Source organism: Arthrobacter sp. 05T444 (assembly GCF_056395905.1).
Genome location: NZ_JBFTKK010000002.1, coordinates 203,145 through 226,817, shown reverse-complemented (window position 1 = coordinate 226,817; position 23,673 = coordinate 203,145). Strand labels below are relative to the sequence as shown.

16 protein-coding genes are annotated in these 23,673 nt (G+C 67.8%); 14 read left to right on the top strand and 2 right to left on the bottom strand.

Going from position 1 to position 23,673, the window contains the following annotated elements:
- The first annotated feature begins 6 nt into the window (after nt 1-6).
- From AC1DD3_RS03260 to AC1DD3_RS03200, 13 genes are all read left to right on the top strand, one after another.
- On the top strand, nt 7-1,374 hold the full coding sequence (locus AC1DD3_RS03260) for a DUF58 domain-containing protein (RefSeq protein ID WP_476880923.1): 1,368 nt from the start codon (nt 7-9) through the stop codon (nt 1,372-1,374).
- Entirely contained in the window at nt 1,371-3,899 is a 2,529-nt protein-coding gene (locus AC1DD3_RS03255) for a transglutaminase-like domain-containing protein (protein WP_476880922.1), read from the top strand. Before AC1DD3_RS03260 ends, AC1DD3_RS03255 begins: the two co-directional genes overlap by 4 nt.
- A 145-nt stretch (nt 3,900-4,044) precedes the next feature.
- Nucleotides 4,045-5,136 carry an RDD family protein gene (locus AC1DD3_RS03250; RefSeq protein ID WP_476880921.1) on the top strand — a complete coding sequence of 364 codons (1,092 nt, stop codon included), beginning with the start codon at nt 4,045-4,047 and terminating at the stop codon, nt 5,134-5,136.
- Nucleotides 5,133-6,050: a PP2C family protein-serine/threonine phosphatase gene (locus AC1DD3_RS03245; protein WP_230119904.1), complete on the top strand. Its 918-nt coding sequence runs from the start codon at nt 5,133-5,135 to the stop codon at nt 6,048-6,050. Before AC1DD3_RS03250 ends, AC1DD3_RS03245 begins: the two co-directional genes overlap by 4 nt.
- Nucleotides 6,037-7,662: an FHA domain-containing protein gene (locus tag AC1DD3_RS03240; protein WP_476880920.1), complete on the top strand. Its 1,626-nt coding sequence runs from the start codon at nt 6,037-6,039 to the stop codon at nt 7,660-7,662. The genes AC1DD3_RS03245 and AC1DD3_RS03240 overlap by 14 nt, the downstream gene beginning before the upstream one ends.
- Complete coding sequence (locus AC1DD3_RS03235; protein WP_476880919.1) at nt 7,659-9,263, top strand: serine/threonine-protein kinase; 1,605 nt, start codon at nt 7,659-7,661, stop codon at nt 9,261-9,263. Before AC1DD3_RS03240 ends, AC1DD3_RS03235 begins: the two co-directional genes overlap by 4 nt.
- A gap of 97 nt (nt 9,264-9,360) precedes the next feature.
- Nucleotides 9,361-10,065 (top strand): FHA domain-containing protein, encoded by a 705-nt coding sequence (locus AC1DD3_RS03230; RefSeq protein WP_230119901.1) that lies wholly within the window; start codon nt 9,361-9,363, stop codon nt 10,063-10,065.
- Complete coding sequence (locus AC1DD3_RS03225; RefSeq protein ID WP_476880918.1) at nt 10,062-14,522, top strand: FtsK/SpoIIIE domain-containing protein; 4,461 nt, start codon at nt 10,062-10,064, stop codon at nt 14,520-14,522. Before AC1DD3_RS03230 ends, AC1DD3_RS03225 begins: the two co-directional genes overlap by 4 nt.
- A gap of 91 nt (nt 14,523-14,613) precedes the next feature.
- A complete protein-coding gene (locus tag AC1DD3_RS03220) occupies nt 14,614-15,270 on the top strand; it encodes a hypothetical protein (RefSeq protein WP_476880917.1) in 657 nt (218 codons plus the stop codon).
- 102 nt (nt 15,271-15,372) lie between these two features.
- The gene (gene ligA / locus AC1DD3_RS03215; protein WP_476880994.1) at nt 15,373-17,616 is read left to right on the top strand and encodes an NAD-dependent DNA ligase LigA; all 2,244 of its coding nucleotides are present in this window, start codon (nt 15,373-15,375) and stop codon (nt 17,614-17,616) included.
- Nucleotides 17,613-18,434 carry an inositol monophosphatase family protein gene (locus AC1DD3_RS03210; RefSeq protein ID WP_230118978.1) on the top strand — a complete coding sequence of 274 codons (822 nt, stop codon included), beginning with the start codon at nt 17,613-17,615 and terminating at the stop codon, nt 18,432-18,434. Before ligA ends, AC1DD3_RS03210 begins: the two co-directional genes overlap by 4 nt.
- A gap of 97 nt (nt 18,435-18,531) precedes the next feature.
- Complete coding sequence (locus AC1DD3_RS03205; protein ID WP_230118979.1) at nt 18,532-19,035, top strand: GNAT family N-acetyltransferase; 504 nt, start codon at nt 18,532-18,534, stop codon at nt 19,033-19,035.
- A gap of 91 nt (nt 19,036-19,126) precedes the next feature.
- Nucleotides 19,127-19,510, top strand: a complete 384-nt coding sequence (locus tag AC1DD3_RS03200) for a RidA family protein (RefSeq protein WP_230118980.1) — start codon at nt 19,127-19,129, stop codon at nt 19,508-19,510.
- 50 nt (nt 19,511-19,560) lie between these two features.
- Here the strand turns inward: AC1DD3_RS03200 and AC1DD3_RS03195 are convergent, their stop codons facing one another.
- Nucleotides 19,561-20,223 carry a response regulator gene (locus AC1DD3_RS03195; RefSeq protein ID WP_230119042.1) on the bottom strand — a complete coding sequence of 221 codons (663 nt, stop codon included), beginning with the start codon at nt 20,221-20,223 and terminating at the stop codon, nt 19,561-19,563.
- Nucleotides 20,224-20,230: 7 nt separating this feature from the next.
- Nucleotides 20,231-21,982, bottom strand: a complete 1,752-nt coding sequence (locus AC1DD3_RS03190) for a sensor histidine kinase (RefSeq protein WP_476880916.1) — start codon at nt 21,980-21,982, stop codon at nt 20,231-20,233.
- Here AC1DD3_RS03190 and AC1DD3_RS03185 point away from each other — a divergent pair.
- Entirely contained in the window at nt 21,878-23,668 is a 1,791-nt protein-coding gene (locus AC1DD3_RS03185) for a CitMHS family transporter (RefSeq protein ID WP_476880915.1), read from the top strand. The two genes, AC1DD3_RS03190 and AC1DD3_RS03185, sit on opposite strands and share 105 nt — an antisense overlap.
- Nucleotides 23,669-23,673 lie beyond the last annotated feature (5 nt).

The following is a 23,673-nucleotide window of genomic DNA, read 5'->3' as shown; positions in this document are numbered from 1 at the left end:
TTCCACATGTCCTCCGGCACTCCCTTTACCAGGCTTGCTGACCGCATCCGCCGGCCGTTCGGCGAACGGCGCCCCTTCGGCGAAGGGCGGCCCGTCACGAAGGCAGGCGGGCCCGGCAGGCTTCACCCGTCGGCAGTATGGTCAGAGGCCGGCAGCATAGCCGGCCTGGCCCTGGTTCCGGCCTGGCGTGCGGTCAGCCGGTGGTGGACACGCCGTATCCAGCCCGTGCTGGCGGTCGTGAGCGTCCTCGGCTGGTCTGTTGTCGGGGCAGCGGTCCTCCTGTGGACTGCCGGACAGGCTTACGGCTGGCAGGAGGCCAAGGCCGCGGCCATCGCAGCGCTCGTGCTGTTCGTCATCGCCGTCGGTTTTATCCTGGGCAGGTCCTCGTACGGCGTCCTGCTGGATCTGGCCCGTACCCGGGTGGCGGTGGGGGACAGCGCAGTGGGGAGCATTGTGGTGTCCAACACCTCCGCGCGGCCTCTGCTGCCCGCAGATCTGGAACTGCCGGTTGGCTCGGCGACGGCCGTCTTCCACCTGCCGCGCATGAAGCCGCAGCAGGTGCACGAGGACCTGTTCACCATTCCCACTGCACGCCGTTCGGTCATCGTGGTGGGGCCCGTGCGTTCTGTCCGGGCCGATCCGCTGCACCTGCTGCGCCGCCAGGTCCTCTGGACGGAGCCCGAGGACCTCTACGTCCACCCGAAAACGGTGGCGCTGGCCGGTTCCGCGGCCGGATTCATCCGCGACCTTGAGGGCATGCCCACCACCGATCTTTCCAGCGCAGACGTATCGTTCCACGCGCTGCGCGACTATGTGCCGGGCGATGACCGGCGCCACATCCACTGGAAGACCACCGCGCGGACCGGCAAGCTCATGGTGCGCCAGTTCGAGGAAACCCGCCGCGCCCACCTGGCCGTCTCACTGTCCATCAACACCGATGAGTACGCCTCCGAACACGAATTTGAAATGGCCATCTCCGCGGCAGCCTCGATCGGCCGGCAGGCCATCCGCGAACAGCGCGAACTGGACGTCCTGACACAGGCGGGGCCGCTCCGCTGCGAGACGGGCCGCACCATGCTCGACGGCATGACCCGGATCGTGGGCACCCCGCTGCGGAAGACAGCCGTCGACCTCGCCCGGACCCTGGCGGACACCGTCCCCAACGCGTCCGTCGTGTTCTTCGTGGTGGGCAGCCGTGTGACGCCAACCCAGCTCCGCTCTGCGGCCGCCTCGGTGCCGCCGGGCGTCCGCAGCCTTGCCGTGCGGGTGGACGAGCATGCTGCACCGGCGCGGGCGAATATCGCCGACCTTACGGTGCTGACCCTCGGCGACCTGTCAGACCTTCCCGCCGTCCTGCGAAAGGCAGCCGCATGAGCCAGGCAACAGGACTCCGACGGCGGCGGCAGGCTTCGCCGCCGTCGTCCGCCTTCGCCGGCGGCCAGCCGCCGTGGCATTTCCTGCTCGACGCCGGTGCGCTCACCGTCCTGCTGGGCCTTGGCGTCCTCGGGTTCAGCCTCAGCTTCGGCGGCGACCCGTACTATCTCGTGGCAGGATTCGGCGGCATCATTCTTGGCCTGGCCATTGCTGCCTGCAACGCGCATTTCCGGCTGGGGCTTCTGATCACCACCGCCCTGGCACTCGGCGCGTATCTGGTTTGTGGCACCGCCCTCGCCGTGCCGGGCGCAGCCATCGCCGGAGTCATCCCGAGCCCGGACTCGCTTCGGACGCTCCTTCTGGGAGTCGTTTTCGCCTGGAAGGACATGCTCACCGTCGGGGTTCCGGTGGGTACGGCCGGGGGAGTGCTGATCGTCCCCTTCCTCAGCTCGCTCATCGCCGCGGTTGCCGCAGGAGTGCTGACCTGGCGGCTCACGAGCCCGTACTGGCCCCTGCTGCCCGTGCTGCTCCTGTTTGTCACCGGCATCGCCTTCAGCACCAATGCGGGGTCCCTGACGGTGGAAAGGGGCGTTGCCCTGACTGTGGTGGCCATTGCGTGGGCGTCCTTCCGCCGGGACTGCCTGCGGAGCACCGACACGCGCAAGGTGTCGGTCAACCGTCCCCAGCACGACGCCGATACCGCCGCACGGGTCCGGACGCGGCGGCTCGCTGCGGGGGCCGCCGTCATTGCGGCGACGGTGGGCGTCACGGCAGCTGTATCGCCACTGATCTCCGCAGGCGACGAACGCAGGGTCTTGCGCAACGTTGTTGTGCCGCCGTTTGATCCCAAGGACTACGTCACGCCTTTGGCGAGCTTCCGCAACTTCGTCAAGGACAAGAAGGACGACGCACTGTTTGTCGTCAAGGGGCTCCCCAAGGATGCCCGGGTCCGGCTGGGCGCGCTCGATGCCTTTAACGGCACCAACTACACCATGGACCCGAACGGGTCGGGCAACTTCAGCAAGGTGGGCGACGCCAAGTCGATCAACACACTGGCGGATCCCACGGGAACTGTCCCCACGAACGAGTACACCCTGGACATCACGGTGGCGGACTACCAGGGCTACTTCGTTCCCGGCGGCAGGAAGACCACCGGCCTCAGCTTCGCCCCGGGCTCCGCGAGCGCTGCGTCAGGGCTGTATTTCAATTCCGGAACCGACACGGCAGTGACCACGAAAGGCCTGTCCACGGGTGATTCCTACACCGTCCAGGTCTCGGATCCGGTAAAACTCGAACACGGCCAGCTGACCCAATACGACTTCGCCAAGGTGACGCTCCCGGACGCCTCCGAGGTCCCGCCAGTGGTTGGTGCCCAGGCCAACGATCTCTCGGCCGATGCCCCCACGGCCATTGACCGGGTCCGGCAGATCGAAGCCCATTTCCAGAAGGCGGGTGCCTTCAGTAACGGACTCATCGCTGACGGACAGCTGCCGAGCGTGTCCGGACACAGCGCCGCCCGCATCCGCGACCTGCTGACTGCCAAGCAAATGCTCGGCGACGACGAACAATACGCCGTGGCCATGTCCCTCATGCTTCGCCACCTGGGGATGCCCGCGCGCGTGGTCATGGGCTTTTACCCGGACCCGAAGAGCCCCGAAAACGGTGCCGGCGAAATCAAGATCCTGGGCAAGGACGTCCATGCCTGGGTGGAGGTGGCCTTCGACCGTGTCGGCTGGGTCACCTTCGACCCCACGCCGCCCAAGGACAACATCCCCATCCCGCCGGACCCCGAAAATAAGTCAAAGCCCAAGCCTCAGGTCCTGCAGCCACCGCCCCCGCCGCAGGAACCGGCCGATCTTCCACCGGACTCCTCACCTGACGCGCTGGACGCCGACGAAAAGAAGAACAACCCGTGGCTCATTTGGGGACCGATCCTCAGCGCCATCGGCATTGCCATGATTCCGCTCGGAATCCTTGCCATCCCGCTGGTGCTCATCGCCCTGCTGAAGTCGCGGCGGCGAAGGGCCCGATTCACGGACGGACACCCTGCCCAACGCGTGGGCGGCGGCTGGAACGAGGTGCTGAGTCTGGCCACCGACATGGGCGCGGCCGTGGACAGCCGCGCGACGCGGCGTGAGTCGGCAGCCATGGTCGCCGAGACCTTTCCGAGCACGAGTGCCACCACCACACTGCTTGCGCACCGGGCGGACGCTTCGATTTTCGGCGCCGGCCAACCCAGCGAGGAAGATGTCCGCGAGTATTGGACCATCGTTGACGGGTCGCTCAAGGAAATGACCGGAACGGTGGGCTTCTGGCGGCGCCAGCAGGCGCGCTTCTCGCCGAGATCGCTGCTGGGCGACGCCCGGAGCGCTCTCAACCGCCGTCGCGCCACCAATGTCAGGGGCGCCTTCAATGCGAGGGGCGCCTTCAGTGTCCGGCGGCTGTGGGCGTCGGCCACAGTGCGGCGCACGGCAGCCGGGGACGCCGGGAAGCAAACAGACCATGCCGGGACCGATCATGACTAACAGCTCGACGGAGCAGCGGAAGCGTTGCGGCCGCTGCGGGCAGCCGGTCCGTGCCGGCGCAAGCTACTGCGCCGCCTGCGGGGCGGCGACGCACCCGGCGAAATTTCCCGGTAGCATCCCGGTAGGGCTGGGGGAAGGAACGGAAATGGGAGCCAAACTGGAGCTGGTCCCGGCCGCGCCGGGCAAGCGCCTTGGCGCGGCGGTGCTTGACTGGCTGGCACCCGCGGTTGTCCTGGTGGTCCTCTTCTCCCTCGGGTTCGCCAGTGTCACGAGTTCGCGCAGCGGCGGCTTCATCATCTATGACACCGGAACGCTGGTCCTGCTGGGAAGCATCGCGGTGGGCCTGACCCTCATCTACATGTTCGTCCTTGCCGGCTTCGAGGGCCGTTCCGGCAACACCATTGGCAACCAGCTCATGGGCATCCGCAGTGCAGACAGGGACGGGTACGCACCCGGCACGGGCGCCGCCTTCCTCCGGGGGACCGTCACCGGGGCCGGGGTGTTGCCGGCAGTCCTCGCCGCCGCCGTGGTGGTGATTTTCAAGTGGTTCGACTCAGCCCTGTGGATCCTGGTTCCCCTTGCCCTTTTGGGGTGTGCGTGGGCTTTCCTCGTGGTGCTGTCCAGCTCCTGGGACAGGAACGGCGGGCTCCAGGGCTGGCAGGACCGTGCCGCGAAAACCCTCGTTTTTGACGTCACCGCCGGACGCAATCCCGTAACGTCGGGTGGCATCCAGGGACCGTATAGCTTCGCCCCGCTGGACCTTCCTCCCGTCCAGCAGGTGGCGTCGCCGGTGGCTGTGGCCACCAGGACCGGCGGCCATGTGCACGACGCCGTTCCCTCTGTCAGCCATCCGGACGACGGCGTCGACCGCACCCGGCTGCGCGGTGTCGGGCAGGATGCGCCCATTGCGGTGCTCAGGATACGGCTCGACGACGGCCGGGACTTCCGGCTGGAGCGGAACGCGCTGATCGGGCGCAATCCCGCTGCCGGTTCCGGAGAGTCACAGGCGCAACTGCTCGCCGTGCCGGATCCCGGGCGGACCATTTCGAAGACCCACCTGCACCTGCTCACCGATGGCGCGGGCGTCTGGGTAACGGACCGGAATTCCACCAACGGCAGCGCCGTCACCACACCGGACGGCGTCCGCACGGCCTTGCAGCCGGGCGTCCCCTCATTTGTCAGCCCCGGAACCACCGTTCACTTCGGGGACCGCACCTTTACCGTAGGACAAGCATGAACTCACAGCAGGCAGCCCGCACCGAACCGGCCGGAAGCACGCCAGGCCTTAGCCTGAGCTACGGCTATGGAACGGACCGTGGCCTGCGCCGCGAGCTTAATGAGGACTCGTTCATTGCCTCCGACCCCGTATTCGCCGTGGCAGACGGAATGGGCGGCCATGAGGCAGGTGAAGTTGCGAGCGGCATGTGCGTGCGGGCCCTGGCAAAGATGCCCCAGCTGGCCACAGGAGCGCGGACAGCCACGGCATCGGTGGTGCAGCAGTACCTTGCCATGGCGGACGATTCCATCCGCACTGCGACCGGATCGCGGGCGGGCACCACGCTGACCGGCGTGGTGGTGGTGGAACAAATGGGCATACCCTACTGGCTGGTCATGAATGTCGGGGACTCCAGGACCTACCGGCTGAGCCAGGGCACGCTCACCCAGGTCAGCGTGGACCACTCCGAGGTCCAGGAGCTTGTGGACAGCGGGGAGATCACCGCCGAGCAGGCCACGGTCCACCCCCGCCGCCACGTCGTGACCCGGGCTCTGGGCACGGGCGATGACACGGAAGCCGACTACTGGCTGCTTCCGATCGAGGAGGGTGACCGTGTCATGGTCTGCTCGGACGGGCTTAACGGCGAGCTCTCGGACGACCAGATGCTCGGCGTCCTTAGCTCGGCAGCAGACCCGCAGGAGGCCGTTGACCTGCTGATCCAGGCCGCGCTGCGGAGCGGCGGCCGGGACAACGTTACGGTGATAGTGGTCGATGCCCGGAACGTCCTCAATGAAGATGGCGTCTCCACCACGGCGCCGAGGACGGCCTCCGCGGCGGAAGATGAGGACACGCTGCCACGTCCTGGGGGAAGGGATGGCTCTGCCGACAGCACCGAAGCCGCCGGAACTGAGGAAAATGCGCATGGCCGAAGCTAGCTACGTCCCGGGCGGCTGGTTTGGGCTGGTTCGTTCCGGTACGGCGGTCATCCTGGGCCCGGGATCCCCGCCGACACTCATCAGGACTGTATGGGAGCTGCTCCAGAAGGGGCCCGAAGTGCACGAGGTGCTCCACGCCGTGACGGGCGGGCTCGGCATTCCGCTGTCCAGCTGCCCGCCGTTTGGGATCATCGGCTTCCGTGAATCACTGCGGGTCTTCCTCCGCGGCGACCTCGACCTCAGCGTCACCCTCCCGGCCGGACCGCTGAAGCTGGACGGCCGAAATGTCACCACCTGGACCGAGCGATGGCTGGACTCCCCGGAGCGGTTCAGCCTTTCGGTAACGGGCGAGGCGGCCCAGTCCGGCGGGTTCGGTGCGTTGGAGTTGCCCGTGGCCGACGGCGTGGTCCTTCTCCAGGCCCTGCGCGTGGACGTCGCTGGCACCGGAACCGCTGCCGTGACCGGGGCCCTGACGGAAGCTTCGGCGGAAACCATGGTGGGGCTGGAAGAGACAGGGCTGCAAGACGCGCCGCTGGACGACCCGCCGCTGCAAGCCCCGCCGCTGGAAGACGACGGAAATCCGGCGGAGGCGCCGTCGCCCGCCACGGAAGCCACGAGTTCGTACGACCATCTGTGGGAAAAAACCGTGATGCGGAGCATCGAGGATGCGGCCGTCCGCACCGGGGAGGACGACGACGGCGGGCCTCAGGCAGTCGCTGCAAGCGTGGAAACTGAGGTTCCTGGCGCCGGGTTTGCGCATGAGGAGGACGTTCCGGCCGCACCAGCCGAGAGCCGGCCAGCGCCGCCAGCGGTGAGTCCGCCAGCGGCGCCAGAGGTGAGCCCGCCGGCGCCCGGAGGGTTGATTGATTCCGTGCCATGGGTCACCGGCGGTGAGAGTGCCCCGCGTCCGTCCGCGCCGCCGTCGTTCATCGCCATGCCGGTTCACCGCGCCACCGCGGCGGAGACGTCACAGCCTGCGCAAAGCCAGCCTGCGCAAAGCCAGCCTCTTCCAGCCACGGCCGGAGCGTCGGCCGGGGCGCCGGCACCGCCCTACTCCGCCGAGGGCGACCACGACGGACAGACCGTACTCAAAAGTGAACTCAGGGCCGCTCGCGCGCAGGCTCCGGCCGCGTCCGGCGCAACGCCCGGGGACGGCCCGCTGGTCCTGGCGCGCGTGTGCGGCTCGGGTCACGCGAACCCGCCCACCAGCGCCCAGTGCTCCAGCTGCGGCTCGCCGCTTCCTGACGTTGCTGTCCAGACGCCCCGTCCGCGGCTGGGACTCGTGCGGCTTTCCACGGGGGAGGTGATCGAGCTGGAGGAATCGCTGGTGATCGGGCGGCAGCCGTCCGTGTCCCGGGTTCAGGGCGGCTCCATGCCCCGGCTCATCCAGGTGGCCAGCCCCGGCGGCGACATTTCACGGTCCCACGTGGAGGTGCGGCTTGAGGGCTGGCACGTGATGCTGTGCGACCTCAAAGCCACCAACGGCACGGTGCTGATCCGCGAAGGGCAGCCGCCGCGGCGCCTTGCCCAGAATGAAATGGCGATCGTCCTCGACGGCGACATCGCCGAGCTTGGCGACGACGTTTCGTTGCGTTTTGAGGAGATCCTTTGAGTTCCAAGCGGCCCGCGGCCCCGCCGCCCCGCCTGCCCGGTTTCACTTACGTCAGCCTGCTCGGATCGGGCGGGTTCTCGGACGTCTATCTGTATGAGCAGGACCGGCCGCGCCGCAAGGTGGCGGTGAAGGTACTCCTGTCGGGGCTGAAAACGGAGGATGCGCGGCGGAGGTTCGAGTCCGAGGCCAACCTGATGGCGCAGCTATCCTCGCACCCGTTCATCGTCACCATTTTCGAGGCCGAGGTTACGGCCGACGGGCATTCCTACCTCGCCATGGAGTACTGCTCGCGGCCCAGCCTTGACGTCCGGTACCGCGGGCAGCGCTTCAGCGTGGACGAAGTCCTGGCCATCGGCATCCAGGTGGCGTCCGCCGTCGAAACGGCACACCGGGCCGGCATCGCGCACCGTGACATCAAACCGGCCAACATCCTGGTCACCGACTACAACCGGCCGGCGCTGACAGACTTCGGCATCTCCGGAACGCTGGGCAGCGACGCGGAAGAAGACGCCGGTATGTCCATTCCGTGGTCGCCTCCGGAACAGTTCCGGGAGGGAACTGTCGACGGCGTCATGGTGGACGTGTGGGCGCTGGGCGCCACGCTGTACACGCTGCTCGCGGGACGCTCACCGTTCGTCCTTCCCGGGGCGGACAACTCCCAGCGCGAGCTGATCTCGCGGATCACCGGCATGCCCGTCCCGGGGCTGGGCCGGGCCGACGTGCCCGAGTCGCTGGAGCTCGCCCTGGCAACGGCGATGGCAAAGTCGCCGGCCTCCCGCTATTCGTCCGCCCACGCCTTTGCCCTGGCAATGCAGCGCATCCAGGCGGAGCTGAACCTGTCCGTGACCCCGTTCGAGGTCCTGGAGGAGCGGCAGCAGGAGGACGTCCACCCCGACGACGGCGTCGAGGAAACCCGGGTCCGCAACGTTGCCTCGGTCGACCCGGAGAAAACAGGAAGCGCGCCCACCTTCCCGGCCCGGACCAGGCCCCTGAAAAGCGAAGTACCGGCACCAGCTCCGTCCGCCGCACCAGCTCCCTCCGCCGCACCAGTTCGCCCGGCCGTGCCAGCCGTGCCAGCCACAGAGACCGCCGGCGGCGATGACTGGGCCCAAGCCACGGTCCTCCGGAGCAACCCGGCCGGGAGCGAGGGCGAGCCGAAAAGCGAAGAGCCCGCGCCGGATCACGGCAAGCGGAACCTCTCGCTGGCCATCTCCGGCGGGACGCTCCTGGTGCTCGCGATCATCGTGGGGATCGTGGTGGCGTCAGCTGCGCCGCAGCCCAAGGTCCTGCCCAGCGAACAGCCCAGCAAGCCGCCGGCGGACGCCCTGGACGACGGGTCCGTGCCGGACGTCGCCAGGCTTGCGGGCAGCGCTGCTGCCGGCAAGGTCCGGTTCACGTGGACCAACCCGCAGCCGAAACCGGGAGACACGTACAAGTGGAGGATCAAGACCGTCAAGGGCGGCGGGAACTACCTGTCAACGTCCGCGACGCGCGTGGACGTGAGCCCCAATCCCGATGAAGCCACGTGCGTGCAGGTGATCATCGTGCGCAGCGACGGCTCGGCGTCGCCGGCAGGGGAGGATTCCATCGCGTGCGCCTGACGCCCCGCACCGAAGGCCCGGCACCAAAGGCCCCGCAGCCGCGGACAGCATGATGGCTCAGCAGAGCATGAACAGCCCAACAAGGAGACACGGAAAAATGGGAGATCTGGCGGTAGATTTCTGCGGCGAGTGGTACGAGCCGTCGGATGACGACGTCTTCAGCATCGGCCGCGAAGGTGATCTGGAAGTGGATGACAACCCGTACCTGCACCGGCACTTCCTGCAGATCGTCCGGTACGACGGCATCTGGTGGCTCAGCAACGTGGGCAGCATGCTCTCCGCCACCGTGGCCGACGCCTCCGGCGGCATGCAGGCCTGGCTTTCCCCGGGCGCCCGCCTGCCATTGGTCTTCAGCCACACCAACATCATCTTCACGGCGGGCCCCACGACCTACGAATTCGCCGTCCACCTGAAGACGCCCTCGTTCCGGCAGGAAACCCGAAGCGAGGACACCGCCGGCGACACCACCATCGGCCCGGTGGTCTTCACCGACTCCCAAAAGGCGCTGATCGTCGCGCTCGCCGAACCCATGCTGCGCCGGGAAGGCACCGGATTCAGTGCCATACCGTCGTCCGCGGCTGCCGCCAAGAACCTCGGCTGGGCAATCACCCGGTTCAATCGGAAGCTGGACAACGTGTGCGACAAGCTGGACCGGGTTGGCGTGGCCGGGCTCAGGGGAGGTGGCGGCAAACTGGCCACCAACCGGCGCGCCCGGCTCGTGGAGCATGCTGTCACCTCGCACCTGGTGACTCCTGACGACCTGCACCTGCTCGACAAGATGAGGGGGATTGACGAAGGATGAGAATCCGACTGACGCTCCGGCGCGAGCCCGCCAACGCCAAAGACCTCGCCGTCACGGTGGACGGACTGGCCACGGTGGCCGACATCGCCACGGAACTCTGGACTGCGGACCCGGGTCGGCGGCGCGAACCCGCCCCGTCCAACCTCTCACTCAGGATTGACGAGGCGTTTGTGGCCGGCGGAATGCGGGGAATCGTCCTCAACCGGGGCGACATCCTGCTGGAGTCCGGCCTGAGACCCGGATCCGTCGTTTCCCTGACCCAGGTCAGCGACCAGTTCGGCACCGCGGAGGCCGGCGGGTCCGCTGCCGGCCGCGGCCCTGCCGCCGCGACGCTCCGTATTTTGTCCGGGCCCGACGTCGGGCGCGAGTTTTCGCTGCCGTCCGGCACCAGTTACATAGGCCGGGACCGGGACGCGGACATCCGGCTCACGGACCCCCTGACATCGAAGCGGCACGCGCGCATCACCGTGGGGGAGAGCGTCGAGATCGTCGATACGAACTCCGCCAACGGGCTCCTGCTGGGTGGGCTGCCTGCCACCCGTGCCACGCTCAGCTCCTCGGACACCGTGACGTTGGGGGACACGGAGATCACGGTGGTGCCGCTGGCACGCAGCGGCGCGGCAGCACCGACGTCGCCCCTCGTTGATTTCAACCGGTCACCGCGCGTGGTTCCCCGGTTCAATCCGTCCAAACGCGTGCCGCCCGCGGGACCAAAACGCCAGGACCATCACCCGTTCCCCTACATCATGCTGATCGCCCCGCTGATGATGGGGGCCGTCCTTTTCGCTGTGACCCAGAGCCTGCTGTCGATGCTGTTCGTGCTGATGATGCCGTTGTTCATAGTGGGGCACTACGTGGACCAGAAACTGCAGACCAAGCGGGAACGAAAGGAACAGCTCAAGGAGTACCGGGAGTCCATGGCGGCGTTCCGTCAGGACATCGTTGCGCTTCAGCAGGTGGAACGAGCCGTGCGGCTGCAGGAGGCCCCGTCCGTCAGCGACACCGTCGACTCCATCTACAAGCTCGGCCCCCTGCTTTGGACTCACCGGCCCGAGCACCCCGGCTTCCTGGGCCTCCGGTTCGGGCTCGGGACGGCGCCGTCACGGGTTCCGTTTGAGGAGCCCAACTCTTCGGAAACGGAAGCGGAGTACCGGCGTGAAATCCAGGACTGCCTGGACCAGTTCCGGGACATCGAGGGCGTGCCCATCCTTTCCCAGCTGCGCTCCGCGGGGTCGTTCGGCCTGGCCGGGCCGCGCGGGCTGGTGGATGACGTTGCCCGGGGAATGGTTCTGCAGCTTGTGGGCCTCCATTCGCCGGCCGAAGCCGTGGTGGCAGCCATCACCTCCGCCCGTTCCCGGGAACGCTGGAACTGGCTGCAGTGGCTGCCGCATGTCGGCTCGAGCCACAGCCCGCTCCCTGGTGACCACCTGGCGGCCGGTTCTGCCAGCGGCGCAGGCCTGCTGGCGCGGCTCGAGGACCTGGTGGAATCACGCGAAACCGCCATCCAGTCGACCGGTCCTGCCCACCGGCCCGGCACCCACGAGGAAAACGGGGACGTCCCGGCTCCTGTGCTGCCATCGGTCCTGGTCATCATTGAAGACGACGCACCAGTGGACCGCGGACGGCTCACCCGTTTGGTGGAACGGGGGCCCGATGCCGGTGTGCACGTTCTGTGGGTGGCCACCGGCGTTGAGGCCCTTCCGGCCGCGTGCCGCGACTTCATGGAGGTCGACGGCGAACACGGCACCACCACCGGACAGGTCAGGTTGGGACGCCACACCTATCCCGTGAGCTGCGAGAGCCTCGACGCCGAACTCGCCGGCCAGCTGGCCCGCATGCTCTCGCCCGTGGTGGACGCCGGAAAACCCTTGGAGGACGACTCGAACCTGCCGCGGGCAGTGTCTTACGCGGCGCTGATCGGCAAGGACTTCCTGGACAACCCGGACGTCGTGGCCGAACGGTGGCAGGAGAACAACTCCGTCCGCTCCATCGCCGTCGCAAACCGCAAGGACAACGGGTCGCTGCGTGCACTGGTGGGCTCCAAAGGCATCGAGCCGCTTTACCTGGACCTCAAGAATGAGGGGCCGCACGCCCTGGTGGGCGGCACCACCGGCGCCGGCAAGTCGGAGTTCCTGCAGTCCTGGGTGATGGGCATGGCCACCGCCTACAGCCCGGACAGGGTCAGTTTCCTCTTCGTGGACTACAAGGGCGGCGCCGCGTTCGCGGACTGCCTCCACCTGCCGCATACGGTGGGCCTGGTCACGGACCTTTCCCCGCACCTGGTGCGCCGCGCCCTGACATCCCTCCGCGCCGAACTTCACTACCGGGAACGCCTGCTGAACAGGAAGAAAGCCAAGGACCTGCTGGCCCTGCAGCGCGAGGCCGATCCTGAAGCGCCGCCCTACCTGGTGATCGTGGTGGACGAGTTCGCGGCGCTCGCCACCGAGGTGCCGGAATTCGTGGACGGCGTGGTGGACGTCGCCGCCCGCGGCCGGTCCCTCGGGCTGCACCTGATCCTCGCCACCCAGCGCCCCGCCGGCGTCATCAAGGAGAGCCTGCGCGCCAATACCAACCTCCGGGTGGCGCTGCGCATGGCCGATGAGGACGACGCCACGGACATTCTCGGCGTCCCGGACGCCGCGTATTTCGACCCGTCCATTCCCGGGCGCGGCGCAGTAAAAACCGGCCCCGGCCGCATCCAGGGGTTCCAGACCGGCTATGCCGGCGGCTGGACCACCGAGCGGCCTCAGCGTCCGCAGATCGACATTGTGGAAATGGCCTTCGGCTCCGGGCCCGCATGGGCCGCACCCGTGCCTGAAACTGCGGCCAAGGAAGAGCCGGCCGGGCCCAACGACATCGCCCGGATGACGGCCAACGTCATCCGGGCGGCCGACATGCTGGCCATTGCGCCGCCCCGAAAGCCGTGGCTGAACGAACTGGCCATGACCTACGATTTCTCCCTGCTGCCAAACCCCCGCACCGACGAACGGCTCCTGCTGGGAGTTGCCGACGACCCTGCGCGCCAGGACCAGCCCACCGTTTTCTACGAACCGGACAAAGACGGCAACATGGCCATCTACGGCACGGGCGGTTCCGGCAAGTCGGCGGCGCTGCGGGGCATTGCCATTGCCGCAGCCGTCACTCCGCGCGGCGGCCCGGTTCAGGTCTACGGCATTGACAGCGGCTCCGCCGGACTGAAGATGCTCGATGAGCTGCCGCACGTGGGCGAAATCATCGACGGCGACGACGCCGAACGCGTGGGCCGGCTCCTGCGCTGGCTGCACGACCTTGCCGAGGACCGGGCCTCCCGCTTTGCCGAAGTCCGGGCGTCCACCATCGTGGAATACCGGAAGCTGGCCGGACTGCCGGACGAGAAACGCATTTTCGTCCTCGTGGACGGCATGTCCGCTTTCCGCGAGGCCTACGAATACACCCGGCTGTCCGGGCTGTGGGATATTTTCCTGCAGCTGGCCACTGACGGCCGTCCCTTGGGCATCCACCTCATCGTTACCGGTGACCGCCCCAACTCCGTCCCGCCGTCGTTGCTTGCCTCCATCCAGCGGCGGCTGGTGCTGCGGCTGTCCTCGGAGGACGACTACATGTCGCTGGACGTCCCCAAGGACGTCCTGGGCCAGGCGTCACCTCCAGGGCGCGGACTCCTCGGAAGCCACGAAGTGCAGCTTGCTGTCCTGGGCGGCAACTCCAACTTGGCGCTGCAGGCGCGCGAAGTCCACAAGCTGAGTGAGGCCATGCTGCGCCAGGGCGTCGAAAGGGCACCGCGGATCGAACGCCTGCCGGAGCAGGTGGATCTGGATGTCCTGCCGGCCGGACAGACTGACCAGCCGGTGATCGGCGTCGACGACGAAACGCTGCAGCCCGCCGCGCTGATGGCCAAGGGTCCGCTGCTGCTGGCCGGCCCTCCGGGTGCCGGGCGGACCGTGGCGCTGGTGACGCTGGCTTACGCGCTGCGCCGTTCGAACCCGGACACCGAGCTGGTCTACATCGCCTCGCGGAGATCCGCGATCGCGTCACTGCCCGTCTGGAGCCGCTCCCTCGTCGGCGCGGACGACGTGGAGGAGGCGGTCGATGAGCTCACGGACCATTCCTCAGCCAACCCGGGAAAGCTCGCCATCTTCATCGAGGGGCTCACGGAATTCACGGACACCCTTGCCGAATCCGGCCTTGAGCGGCTGGTCACGTCCTCGGTCAAGGCGGACCAGTGGGTGGTGGGCGAATCCGAGACCTCCACCTGGTCCTCGGCATGGTCCCTGGCCCAGCCGTTCAAATCCGGGAGGCGGGGACTGCTGATCAACCCTGGTGATATGGACGGCGACAGCCTGCTCAACACCCCGCTCGGACGGGTCGGTTCCGACTTCATTCCGGGCCGGGGCTACATCGTGGGCAGGGGCAAGGTGCGCAAACTTCAGATCGCGCTGCCGCCGGAAGACCGGAAGTAAGAAATTTGGCGATCCACGGAACCCTATAGGAAGATACCCGGGACACAACTCGGTGCGGGAGAGTCCTGCTCGCTGCTGCAAAGGTAATCCCATGATCCCACCCAATAGCCTGCGGACCGTGCTGGTCCCCGGACTCGCTGCCACTGTGCTGGCACTGACCGCGGCGGTGGGAATTGCCGGGGCCGTGCACGCGGAGTCCGGCTCACCGGCTCCCACCACCGCTCCTCCTCCGCCGGCCACCGCCGCACCCGCCCCCACCGCGTCCGCTCCGGCTCCGGCGCCCGCGCCACCCGCACCCAAGCCGGCACCCGCGCCGGTGCGAAAAGCCCCGGCCCCGGCCCCGGCCCCGGCGCCGGCCAAGCCGCAGCCGGCAGCACCGGTGGCCCCGGCCAAGGTCCCCGCCCCGGCGGTGCGGACTGCGGTTCCGCCCGCATCTGTACCGGACGCTGGCGTCATGCCGACGACGGAGGAACCGGTCGTTGCGGTTGCGCCCGCCACGGCGGGCCGCACGTCAGCCGGACCCACCACGAGTGCCGGGCCGTCCGGCGCCCCCGTGGATTCCAACTGGACCCGGCCGATCGAAACCCAGGCCGAGGCGAGCCACGAAGCCGTCGTCAGCGCGAACGGAAAAGGGCCGGGAGCCGGGATGTTCGGACTCTTCGCGCTCATGGGAGGGGTGTTGCTTGTTGGCCTTGGCGGACTCGCCTTCGCACTGTGGAGCCGGAACCGCCTCGCGTCCCACTGGTAGGCACCTTCCGGCGACCGTTACCGGTAAGCACTGAACCGTCGGCACAATGTCCGGGGTGTAGGGCAAGATAGGTCTGTGAGCACAGCATCAGGTCCCGCAGACATGGCAGCATCCGGAACTGACCAGCTCGAGCCGGAAGCGATTCCGTCTGAGTCGGTCCGCGGCGAATACGAGAATCTGGCGGACCTCGTCAGGAAGTACCGGTTCGCCTACTACCAGGAGGACGAGCCGCTCGTCTCTGACGCGGAGTTCGACACCCTGTTCCGGCGGCTTGAGGAGCTGGAGGCGCTCCACCCGGAGCTGGTGGCCAACGACTCACCCACCCAGGAAGTGGGCGGGGAGGTGTCGGCGGCCTTTGCCGCCGTCCAACATCTGCAGCGGATGTACAGCCTCGAGGACGTCTTTTCCCTCGAGGAACTCGAAGCGTGGATCGCCAAGGCTGAGGCCGGGATCGCGAAGGTCGGCAATCATCAGGCCTCCTGGCTGACCGAGCTGAAAATTGACGGCCTCGCGGTCAATCTGCTGTACCGGGACGGAAAGCTGATTCGGGCCGCCACGCGCGGCGACGGCACCACCGGCGAGGACATCACGCACAATGTGCTGACCATCAAGGAAATTCCGCAGGAGCTCAGTGGCTCCGGCTTTCCCGCCGAGATGGAAGTGCGCGGTGAAGTTTTCATCCCGTCCAAGGCGTTTGCGGAGTTCAACGAGGCACTGATCGAGGCGGGAAAGGCCCCGCTCGCCAACCCGCGGAACGCTGCTGCAGGCTCACTCCGGCAGAAGGATCCCGCCGAGACAGCCAAGCGGCCCCTGAAGATGTTCGTCCACGGTATCGGCGCCCGCGAAGGCCTCGCAGCCGCCAGCCAGTCAGAAACCTACAGGCAGCTGGAGGAGTGGGGACTGCCCGTCAGTCCCTACTTCGAAGTGCTCGCCGGCCTGGCTGACGTGCTGAAATTCATCTCCAGGTACGGCGACAAGCGGCACAGCCTGCTGCACGAGATCGACGGCATCGTGGTGAAGGTGGATGATTTCGCCACCCAGCGCGCCCTCGGCTACACCACCCGCGTCCCGCGCTGGGCCGTTGCCTACAAGTACCCGCCCGAGGAAGTGCACACCAAACTGCTGGACATCGCCGTCAACGTCGGACGCACCGGGCGTGTCACCCCGTACGGCGTAATGGTGCCGGTGAAGGTCGCAGGATCCACCGTGGAAATGGCCACGCTCCACAACCAGGATGTGGTCAAGGCCAAAGGCGTAAAGATCGGCGACATCGTGGTCCTCCGCAAGGCCGGGGACGTGATTCCGGAGATCGTGGGTCCCGTGCTGGCGCTGCGCGACCAGCAGGATCCGCCGGTGCGTGACTTCGTCATGCCCATGGAGTGCCCCTCCTGCGGCACCCCTCTTGCTCCGGCAAAGGAGGGCGACGTCGACATCCGCTGCCCCAACGCACGGTCCTGCCCGTCCCAGCTGCGCGAGCGGGTCTTCCACCTGGCCGGCCGCGGAGGCTTCGACATCGAGGCCCTGGGCTGGGAGGCCGCCATCGCCCTGACGCAGCCGACGGAACCGGAGGTCCCTCCGCTCACCACCGAAGCTGCCCTGTTCGATCTCACGCCGGAGGCCCTCGCCCCGGTGAAGATCCGGCGCGAGAAGCGGTCCAAGGGCGTGGGCACGGGGGAGTACGAACTCGTCCCGTACTTCTACAGCAAGGGCACCGCGAAAACGCCGTCCAAGCCCACGGCCACCACAGACAAACTCTTCAAGGAACTCGAAAAGGCCAAGACCCAGCCTCTGTGGCGGGTGCTGGTGGCGCTCTCCATCCGGCATGTGGGGCCGCGGGCGTCCCGGGCGCTGGCCACGCATTTCGGCACCATGGACGCCATCAGGCAGGCCTCGGAAGACGAACTCGCCGGCGTGGACGGGGTGGGCCCCACCATCGCTGCGGCGCTCACGGAATGGTTTGCCGAGGACTGGCACGTGGAGATCATCGACCGCTGGGCGGCTGCCGGGGTGCGGATGGAAGATGAACGTGATGAATCCATGCCGCGCACCCTTGAGGGGCTGACGATCGTGGTGACGGGAACGCTGGAAGGCTTCAGCCGGGACGAGGCCAAGGAAGCCATCCTGGTCCGCGGCGGCAAGGCGGCCGGTTCGGTCTCGAAGAACACCAGCTACCTCGTTGCCGGAGAAAACGCCGGCACCAAAATGGACAAGGCCGAACAGCTGGGCGTTCCGGTCCTCGACGAGGACGGCTTCCGGGAGCTGCTGGCCAACGGTCCGGCAGCCGGGGCTGCCGACGCGGAGGCCGTTCCCGAGGTCTCGGACGATGACGGAAACGGCCCGGAATGAGCCTGGATCCGAACGGTCTGCTCGACGTGGCCCAGGCGGCGGCCGCCGCTGGCGCCGCCGTCCTGTCCACCCGGGGCGGCGATTCCCTGGCGGACGGCGCTGTCAGCAACAAGGGCGAGGCGGGGGACTGGGTCACGGCGTTTGATGTGGCCGCCGAGAACGCTGTCCGCAGCGCCATCCGCGCGGCGCGTCCGCAGGACACCATCACCGGCGAGGAACACGGCACCACCCGCCCGGAGAATCCCAGCGGGCTCCGCTGGTCCATTGACCCACTGGACGGCACCACCAACTTCATCCGCAACATCGTCTACTACGCCACCTCCGTGGCGGTGGCCGATGCCGACGGCGTCTGGCTGGCCGGCGTCGTCAACGCCCCGGCGCTGGGGCGCGTGTACTACGCCTCAAGGGGCCACGGCGCCTGGCTCGAACAGGGCGGCCACCGCGTCCAGCTCACCGGTCCAGTGTCCGGCCGTGCGGGCCAGATCCTGGCCACCGGATTCAGCTACGATCCCGCTGTCCGCGCGGAGCAGGCCGCGGCGCTGGGCGGGTTCATGGAGGGGTTCGCGGATGTGAGGCGGCTCGGTTCGGCCGCCCTGGACCTTTGCCTTGTGGCTGATGGCACGCACGATGCCTTCGGCGAGCGAGGCCTCAACGAACACGACTTTGCCGCCGGAGCCCTGATCGCCGAGGAAGCCGGCTGCTGGGTGCGGCGTCCCCGGCTGACTAGCCCGCTGAACGGCGGGCCCTCGGATGACGAACGGCTGGCAGCGTGGACGTGCGCGGGAACGCTGGAGATGTCCGGCAAGTTTCCGCTCTGAGACGATGAGCCGGACGCCAGTTGCTCGAAGTGATAGATCAGTCACGGAAAGGCCTGTTTCGCGCGGCGCGTCCGGCCGCTGGAACTAGCATTGACAGGTGCAGCCGCAGATCAATATCCGTCCAGCAGTCCCCGCCGATTACGAGGCGATAGCCCGGATCACCCGCGATTCCTATCTGGCGGCGGGATATTTCGACAGTGCCGATCACCCCTACATGCAGCAGATCCAGGACGTGGCCAGGCGGGCGGAGCAGGCCACCATCTGGGTGGCCGAACGGAATGGCCGGATTGTGGGGTCCGTGACGCTGGCCGTTGTGGGCGAGCCGTTTGCGGACATCGCCCTCGACGACGAACTCGAATTCCGTATGCTCGTGGTGGACCCAGCGGTGCAGCGCAGCGGCGCCGGTCAGGCCCTCGTGGGAGCGATCATCGAGCACGCGAGGTCGTTGGAAGGCATCAGCGGCGTGGCCCTGACCACCGGCGGGACGTGGGAGAGCGCCCACGGCCTGTACCGGAAGACCGGTTTCCGGCGGGTTCCCGAGCGGGACTGGTTCGTGCCGGACACCGACATAAAACTGCTGGTTTTCCGGCTGGACGTCTAGCCGCCCTAGAGTGGTGCCGACTCATTTCCACGGCCCCGTTCACCGGCTGCGTATGCGCCGGCCGGCAGGCGGCCCCAGTGAAAGGCGCACCATGCGCAAGACTTTCGGCACCGGTTCCGTCTGGGAACAGACCCTCGGCTACTCCCGCGCTGTCCAGGTGGATAACACGCTGTACATTTCCGCCACCGCCGCCGCCGGTGAGGACGGCATCGTCGGCACCGACTTCTACGAGCAGACCAGATACATCCTCCAGAAGCTGGAGACTGTCCTGGCCGACGCGGGCTTCGGCTTGGCCGACGTCGTGCAGTCCAAGCTGTACCTGACGGACATCAGCAAGTGGGAAGACGCTGGCAAGGCCCACGGCGAGGTCTTCGGTGACATCCGCCCCACGCTGTCCCTCGTGCACGTCCTGCCGTTCCTCGACCCGAAGATGCTCGTGGAGATCGAGCTCGTCGCGCAGAAGAGCGTTAACTAGCCACCACCAACGACACTCGGCAGAGACCTCTGTCGGCCGGGCGAGGTGAATTATTGGGGCGGGAGGCCGTAGCGGTGTTCCGGGCGGCCGGTGGTTCCGTAGCGGAGCTGGATCTCGACGGCGCCGTCATCGGCCAGCGACGAAAGGTACCGCTGGGCGGTGGCCCGGGAAACACCCACCCGCCCGGCCACGTCCGCCGCGGAATACTGTTCCCCCGGGACCAGGGATTCCAGCACCGCCGCTTCGGTGGCGGAGCGCGGCCTGGCCGACGGCGAGACGTCCCCCGCAATCAGAGCGCGCTTGGCCCGCTCCACGGTGTCCTGATCCAAGGACCCGGGCTGGGAAAGGATACGCCGGTACCGGGCATAGGACCTCAGCTGCTGCGACAGGGACTCTGCGGTAAAGGGCTTCAGCAGGTACCCGAGGGCGCCGCGGCGGAATGCCGTCCGCAGCGAGGCGGCATCGGACGCCGCGCTCAGGATCATCGTGTCGACGTCCAGCTGGTGCAGCAGGTCCAGGCCGGAGGCGTCCGGCAGGTACACATCCAGCAGCACCAGGTCCGGACGCAGGCTGTGGATGGACTGCAGGGCCAGCGACGCCGAACCCGCCGGCGGCAGCGCCAGGAAGCCCGCCACTGAGTCCACGTAGGCGGCATGGAGCTTGGCAACATGGAAATCGTCATCCACGATCAGCACCCTGAAATCCTCAGACATCATCGTCCTATCCTTGCTCGTCACTCAATCGTTGCGCCGTTGTGGTGCCCGGCAGCGTCGCCATGAACACGGCGCCGGGCCCCCCGGCGGCCCCGGGCTCCAGCATCCTGACGTCGCCGCCGCGGCGCCGCGCCAGCTGGCGCGCCAAAGCCAGCCCCAGGCCATGGCCGCCGCCCGCGCGTACCGGGCCGGCCGCCGTCGTAAATCCTTCCGCGAACACCGACTCCGGATCGGCGTCGCCCTGCAGCCCGTCGCCGGAATCGGCGACGACGATATGCAGCGTCCCGCCGTCGTCCGACGGTTCGTCCAGGAGCTCAAGCTCCACCCAGCGCTCGCCGGCTGAGCCGGCCACGGCCGCGTTGACCGCGTTGTCTATGAGGTTGCCCAGGACAGTGGTGACATCCTGCGGCTCCGTGACCTGGCCGCGCACCAGGGTTTCCGGCCCGATCCGGAGCGCAACGCCGCGTTCGTCCGCTTCCACGCCCTTCGCGCCGACAAATGCCTGAAGGTAGGGGTCCTGCAGCAGCTCGGCCTGTTCCACCGGGAATCTCAGCGGCCCGGTGGCGGCGAGGCGCTCCAGATACTCGCGCGCCTGCTGATGCTGGCCGATGCTGATGAAGCCGGCGATCGTGTGCAGCTGGTTGGCAAACTCGTGCCGCTGCGCCCGGAGTGCCGTGGACATGGTGCCAACGGCGTCGAGCTGGCGCGTCAGCTGCTGGAGCTCGGTGCGGTCACGGAGCATGACGACCCAGCCAAGGTCCTCCTGACGGTGCAGGGCCTTGCGGGCACTCGCCACCAAAACCTGGCCGCCGGCCAGAAGCTCCACGGCTTCGCCCTCCCGGGCATCGGCCTCTGTGAGCGCCTTGAGCTGGGCCGGAACCGGGGCTGCCGACCACAGCGTTCCGGTCAGGTCGGGCTGGCCCAGGAGCCGCTGGGCCGCGGCATTGAAAACGCTGATGCGGCCCTCGGCGGAAACGCCCACCACGCCCTCGTCCACACCCTCCAGCACGGCCACCTGGTCGTGCACCAGGGTGCTGATTTCCTCAGGTTCCAGGCCAAGCGTGAGCCGCTGCAGCCGGCGACGGAGGAGGAATGACGCCAGGACTCCAGCCAAGAGGGCGCCGGCCGCCGTGACGGCGATGGGCACGATGTCCCGGGCAAGGCTCTGGCCGATGGTCTCGGTGGAATAGCCCACGCTGACCTCGCCGACGACGGTTTGGGGTGCGACGCTGGAACCGGCCGGGGAACCGGCCTCGGAGCCAGGCGAGCCAGGCGGGTCGGGCGCGAAAACCGGCACCTTGGCACCCGCCGAGGGTCCCAGTGTCCCGGTGTTGCGGGTGGTGCCCTCGCGTCCGGCCAGCGCCTCCGACGGATCAGTACTCACCCGCTCGCCCAGCCGCTCGGCGTCGGGATGGGCCAGCCGGATCCCGGTTTCGTCAGTGATCACCACGAACAGGGCGCCGGTCCGGGTGCGCGCCCCTTCGGCCGTCGCCATCAGCGGACCGGCAAGCAGTTCGGCCCGCGGGGGAGTGCCCGCCTGCCGGCTGATGGCCTGCACCTCGGCGCGGACCGAGGGATCCGAGGCCACCGTCCGGGCCAGCGTGAGCGCCTGGTTCTCCGCCTCGCGGCCCAGGCGTTCGAACGTCAGCCAGGCATGGACGGCGCCGCTGAGGAGCACCACCAGGAGCACCACGCCCAGCTGCAACAGCAGCGTCTGCGTGGAGAACCTGAGCGGCAGCCGTCGGGACGGTCTGGCCATGGCGCTCCTCCTTCGGGCGGTCTTTTCCGGCCCGTGGGCCGGGCAGATGGGGTTGTGCGCAGGCCTTCGGACGCCCGTGAGCAAAATGCGCAAAATGCTCCCAATAAGCAGTATGCCAATCAATTGAGCCAAAGGCACTGCCGTGACCCGCGCCACTCTAACGTCTGTAGTGCGCATCACATCGAGGTGGTGCCAATCATCAAGAAGGAGCCGGCTGTGCTGGTATTACTTGGATTCGCCATGATCGCGGTATTCATGGTGCTGATCATGACGAAGAAGTTGACGCCAGTGCTGGCGTTGATCATTGTCCCCACCATTTTCGGTCTTTTCGCAGGCGCAGGCCTCGGCATCGGTGACATGGTCATGGACTCAATGAAGTCCATGGCCTCCACCGCCGCCCTGCTCATGTTCGCCATCATCTACTTCGGCCTGATGATCGACGTCGGGCTGTTCGATCCGCTGGTACGGTTCATCCTGCGCAAGCTCGGCAATGATCCCGCCAAGGTTGTTCTCGGCACCGCGATCCTCGCGGCCGCAGTCTCCCTCGACGGCGACGGCTCCACCACCTTCATCCTCACCACTGCAGCCATGCTGCCCATCTACCTCCGGCTGAAGTTGAGCCCCGTTGTCCTCACCTGCGTGGCTGGCCTGGCTAACGGCACCATGAACATCCTGCCGTGGGGCGGCCCCACCGCCCGTGCCGCCACCGCGCTCAAGCTCGACGTCAACGACGTCTTCGTTCCCATGATCCCCTCGCTGATCGCCGGCCTGGTTGTTGTCCTCGTCTTCTCCTGGCTGCTCGGCCTGCAGGAACGTAACCGCCTCCGCGCCACGGCGCCGGAAATCTGGTCCGTGCCGGACACCGCCGACGCGTTCGACGGCGGAACGTCCGGCGGCGGTTCGGGAACCGGCCGCGGACGCAAGGGCACCGGAACCGCCCCTGTCCCCGCAACGGGAGGCCCCGCCGTCGGCGGCTCCTCCGTGGCCGTCCTGGAGCGCACCGAGACGCTCGCCGACAGCGACACCGGTCTCACGGACACGGCACTGGACCCCAACCGCAAGACCCTCCGGCCCAAGCTGCAGTGGTTCAACCTGGGCCTCACTGTCGCCGTGATGGTCATGCTCGTGGCCGACCTCGTGCCGCTGCCGTTCGTCTTCATGGTGGGCTCCGCCATCGCCCTGCTGGTGAACTTCCCCAAGGTCAAGGACCAGGGCGCCCAGCTCGTGGCGCATGCACCTTCCATCGTCGCCGTGGTGAGCATGGTCATGGCCGCGGCTGTCCTGACCGGTGTGCTCAAGGGCACCGGCATGGTAGAGGCCATGTCAGCCTGGCTCGTGGCCATCATCCCTTCCGACATGGGCCCGTTCATGGCAGTCATCACCGGCATCCTCAGCATCCCCATGACGTTCTTCATGAGCAACGACGCCTTCTACTTCGGCGTTCTTCCGGTCCTGAGCGAGACCGCCGCCCACTACGGCGTCAGCGCCGCCGAAATGGCCCGGGCCTCCATCACCGGCCAGCCGTTCCACCTGCAGAGCCCGCTCGTTCCCGCCATCCTGCTGCTCGTTTCGCTCGCCAAGGTGGACCTGGGCGACCACCACAAGAAAGTCCTGTGGCGGACCGCCGTCATCTCGCTCGTCATGCTCGGCGTCGGGATGCTGACCGGAGCCATCGGCGTCGGCTAGCAAAC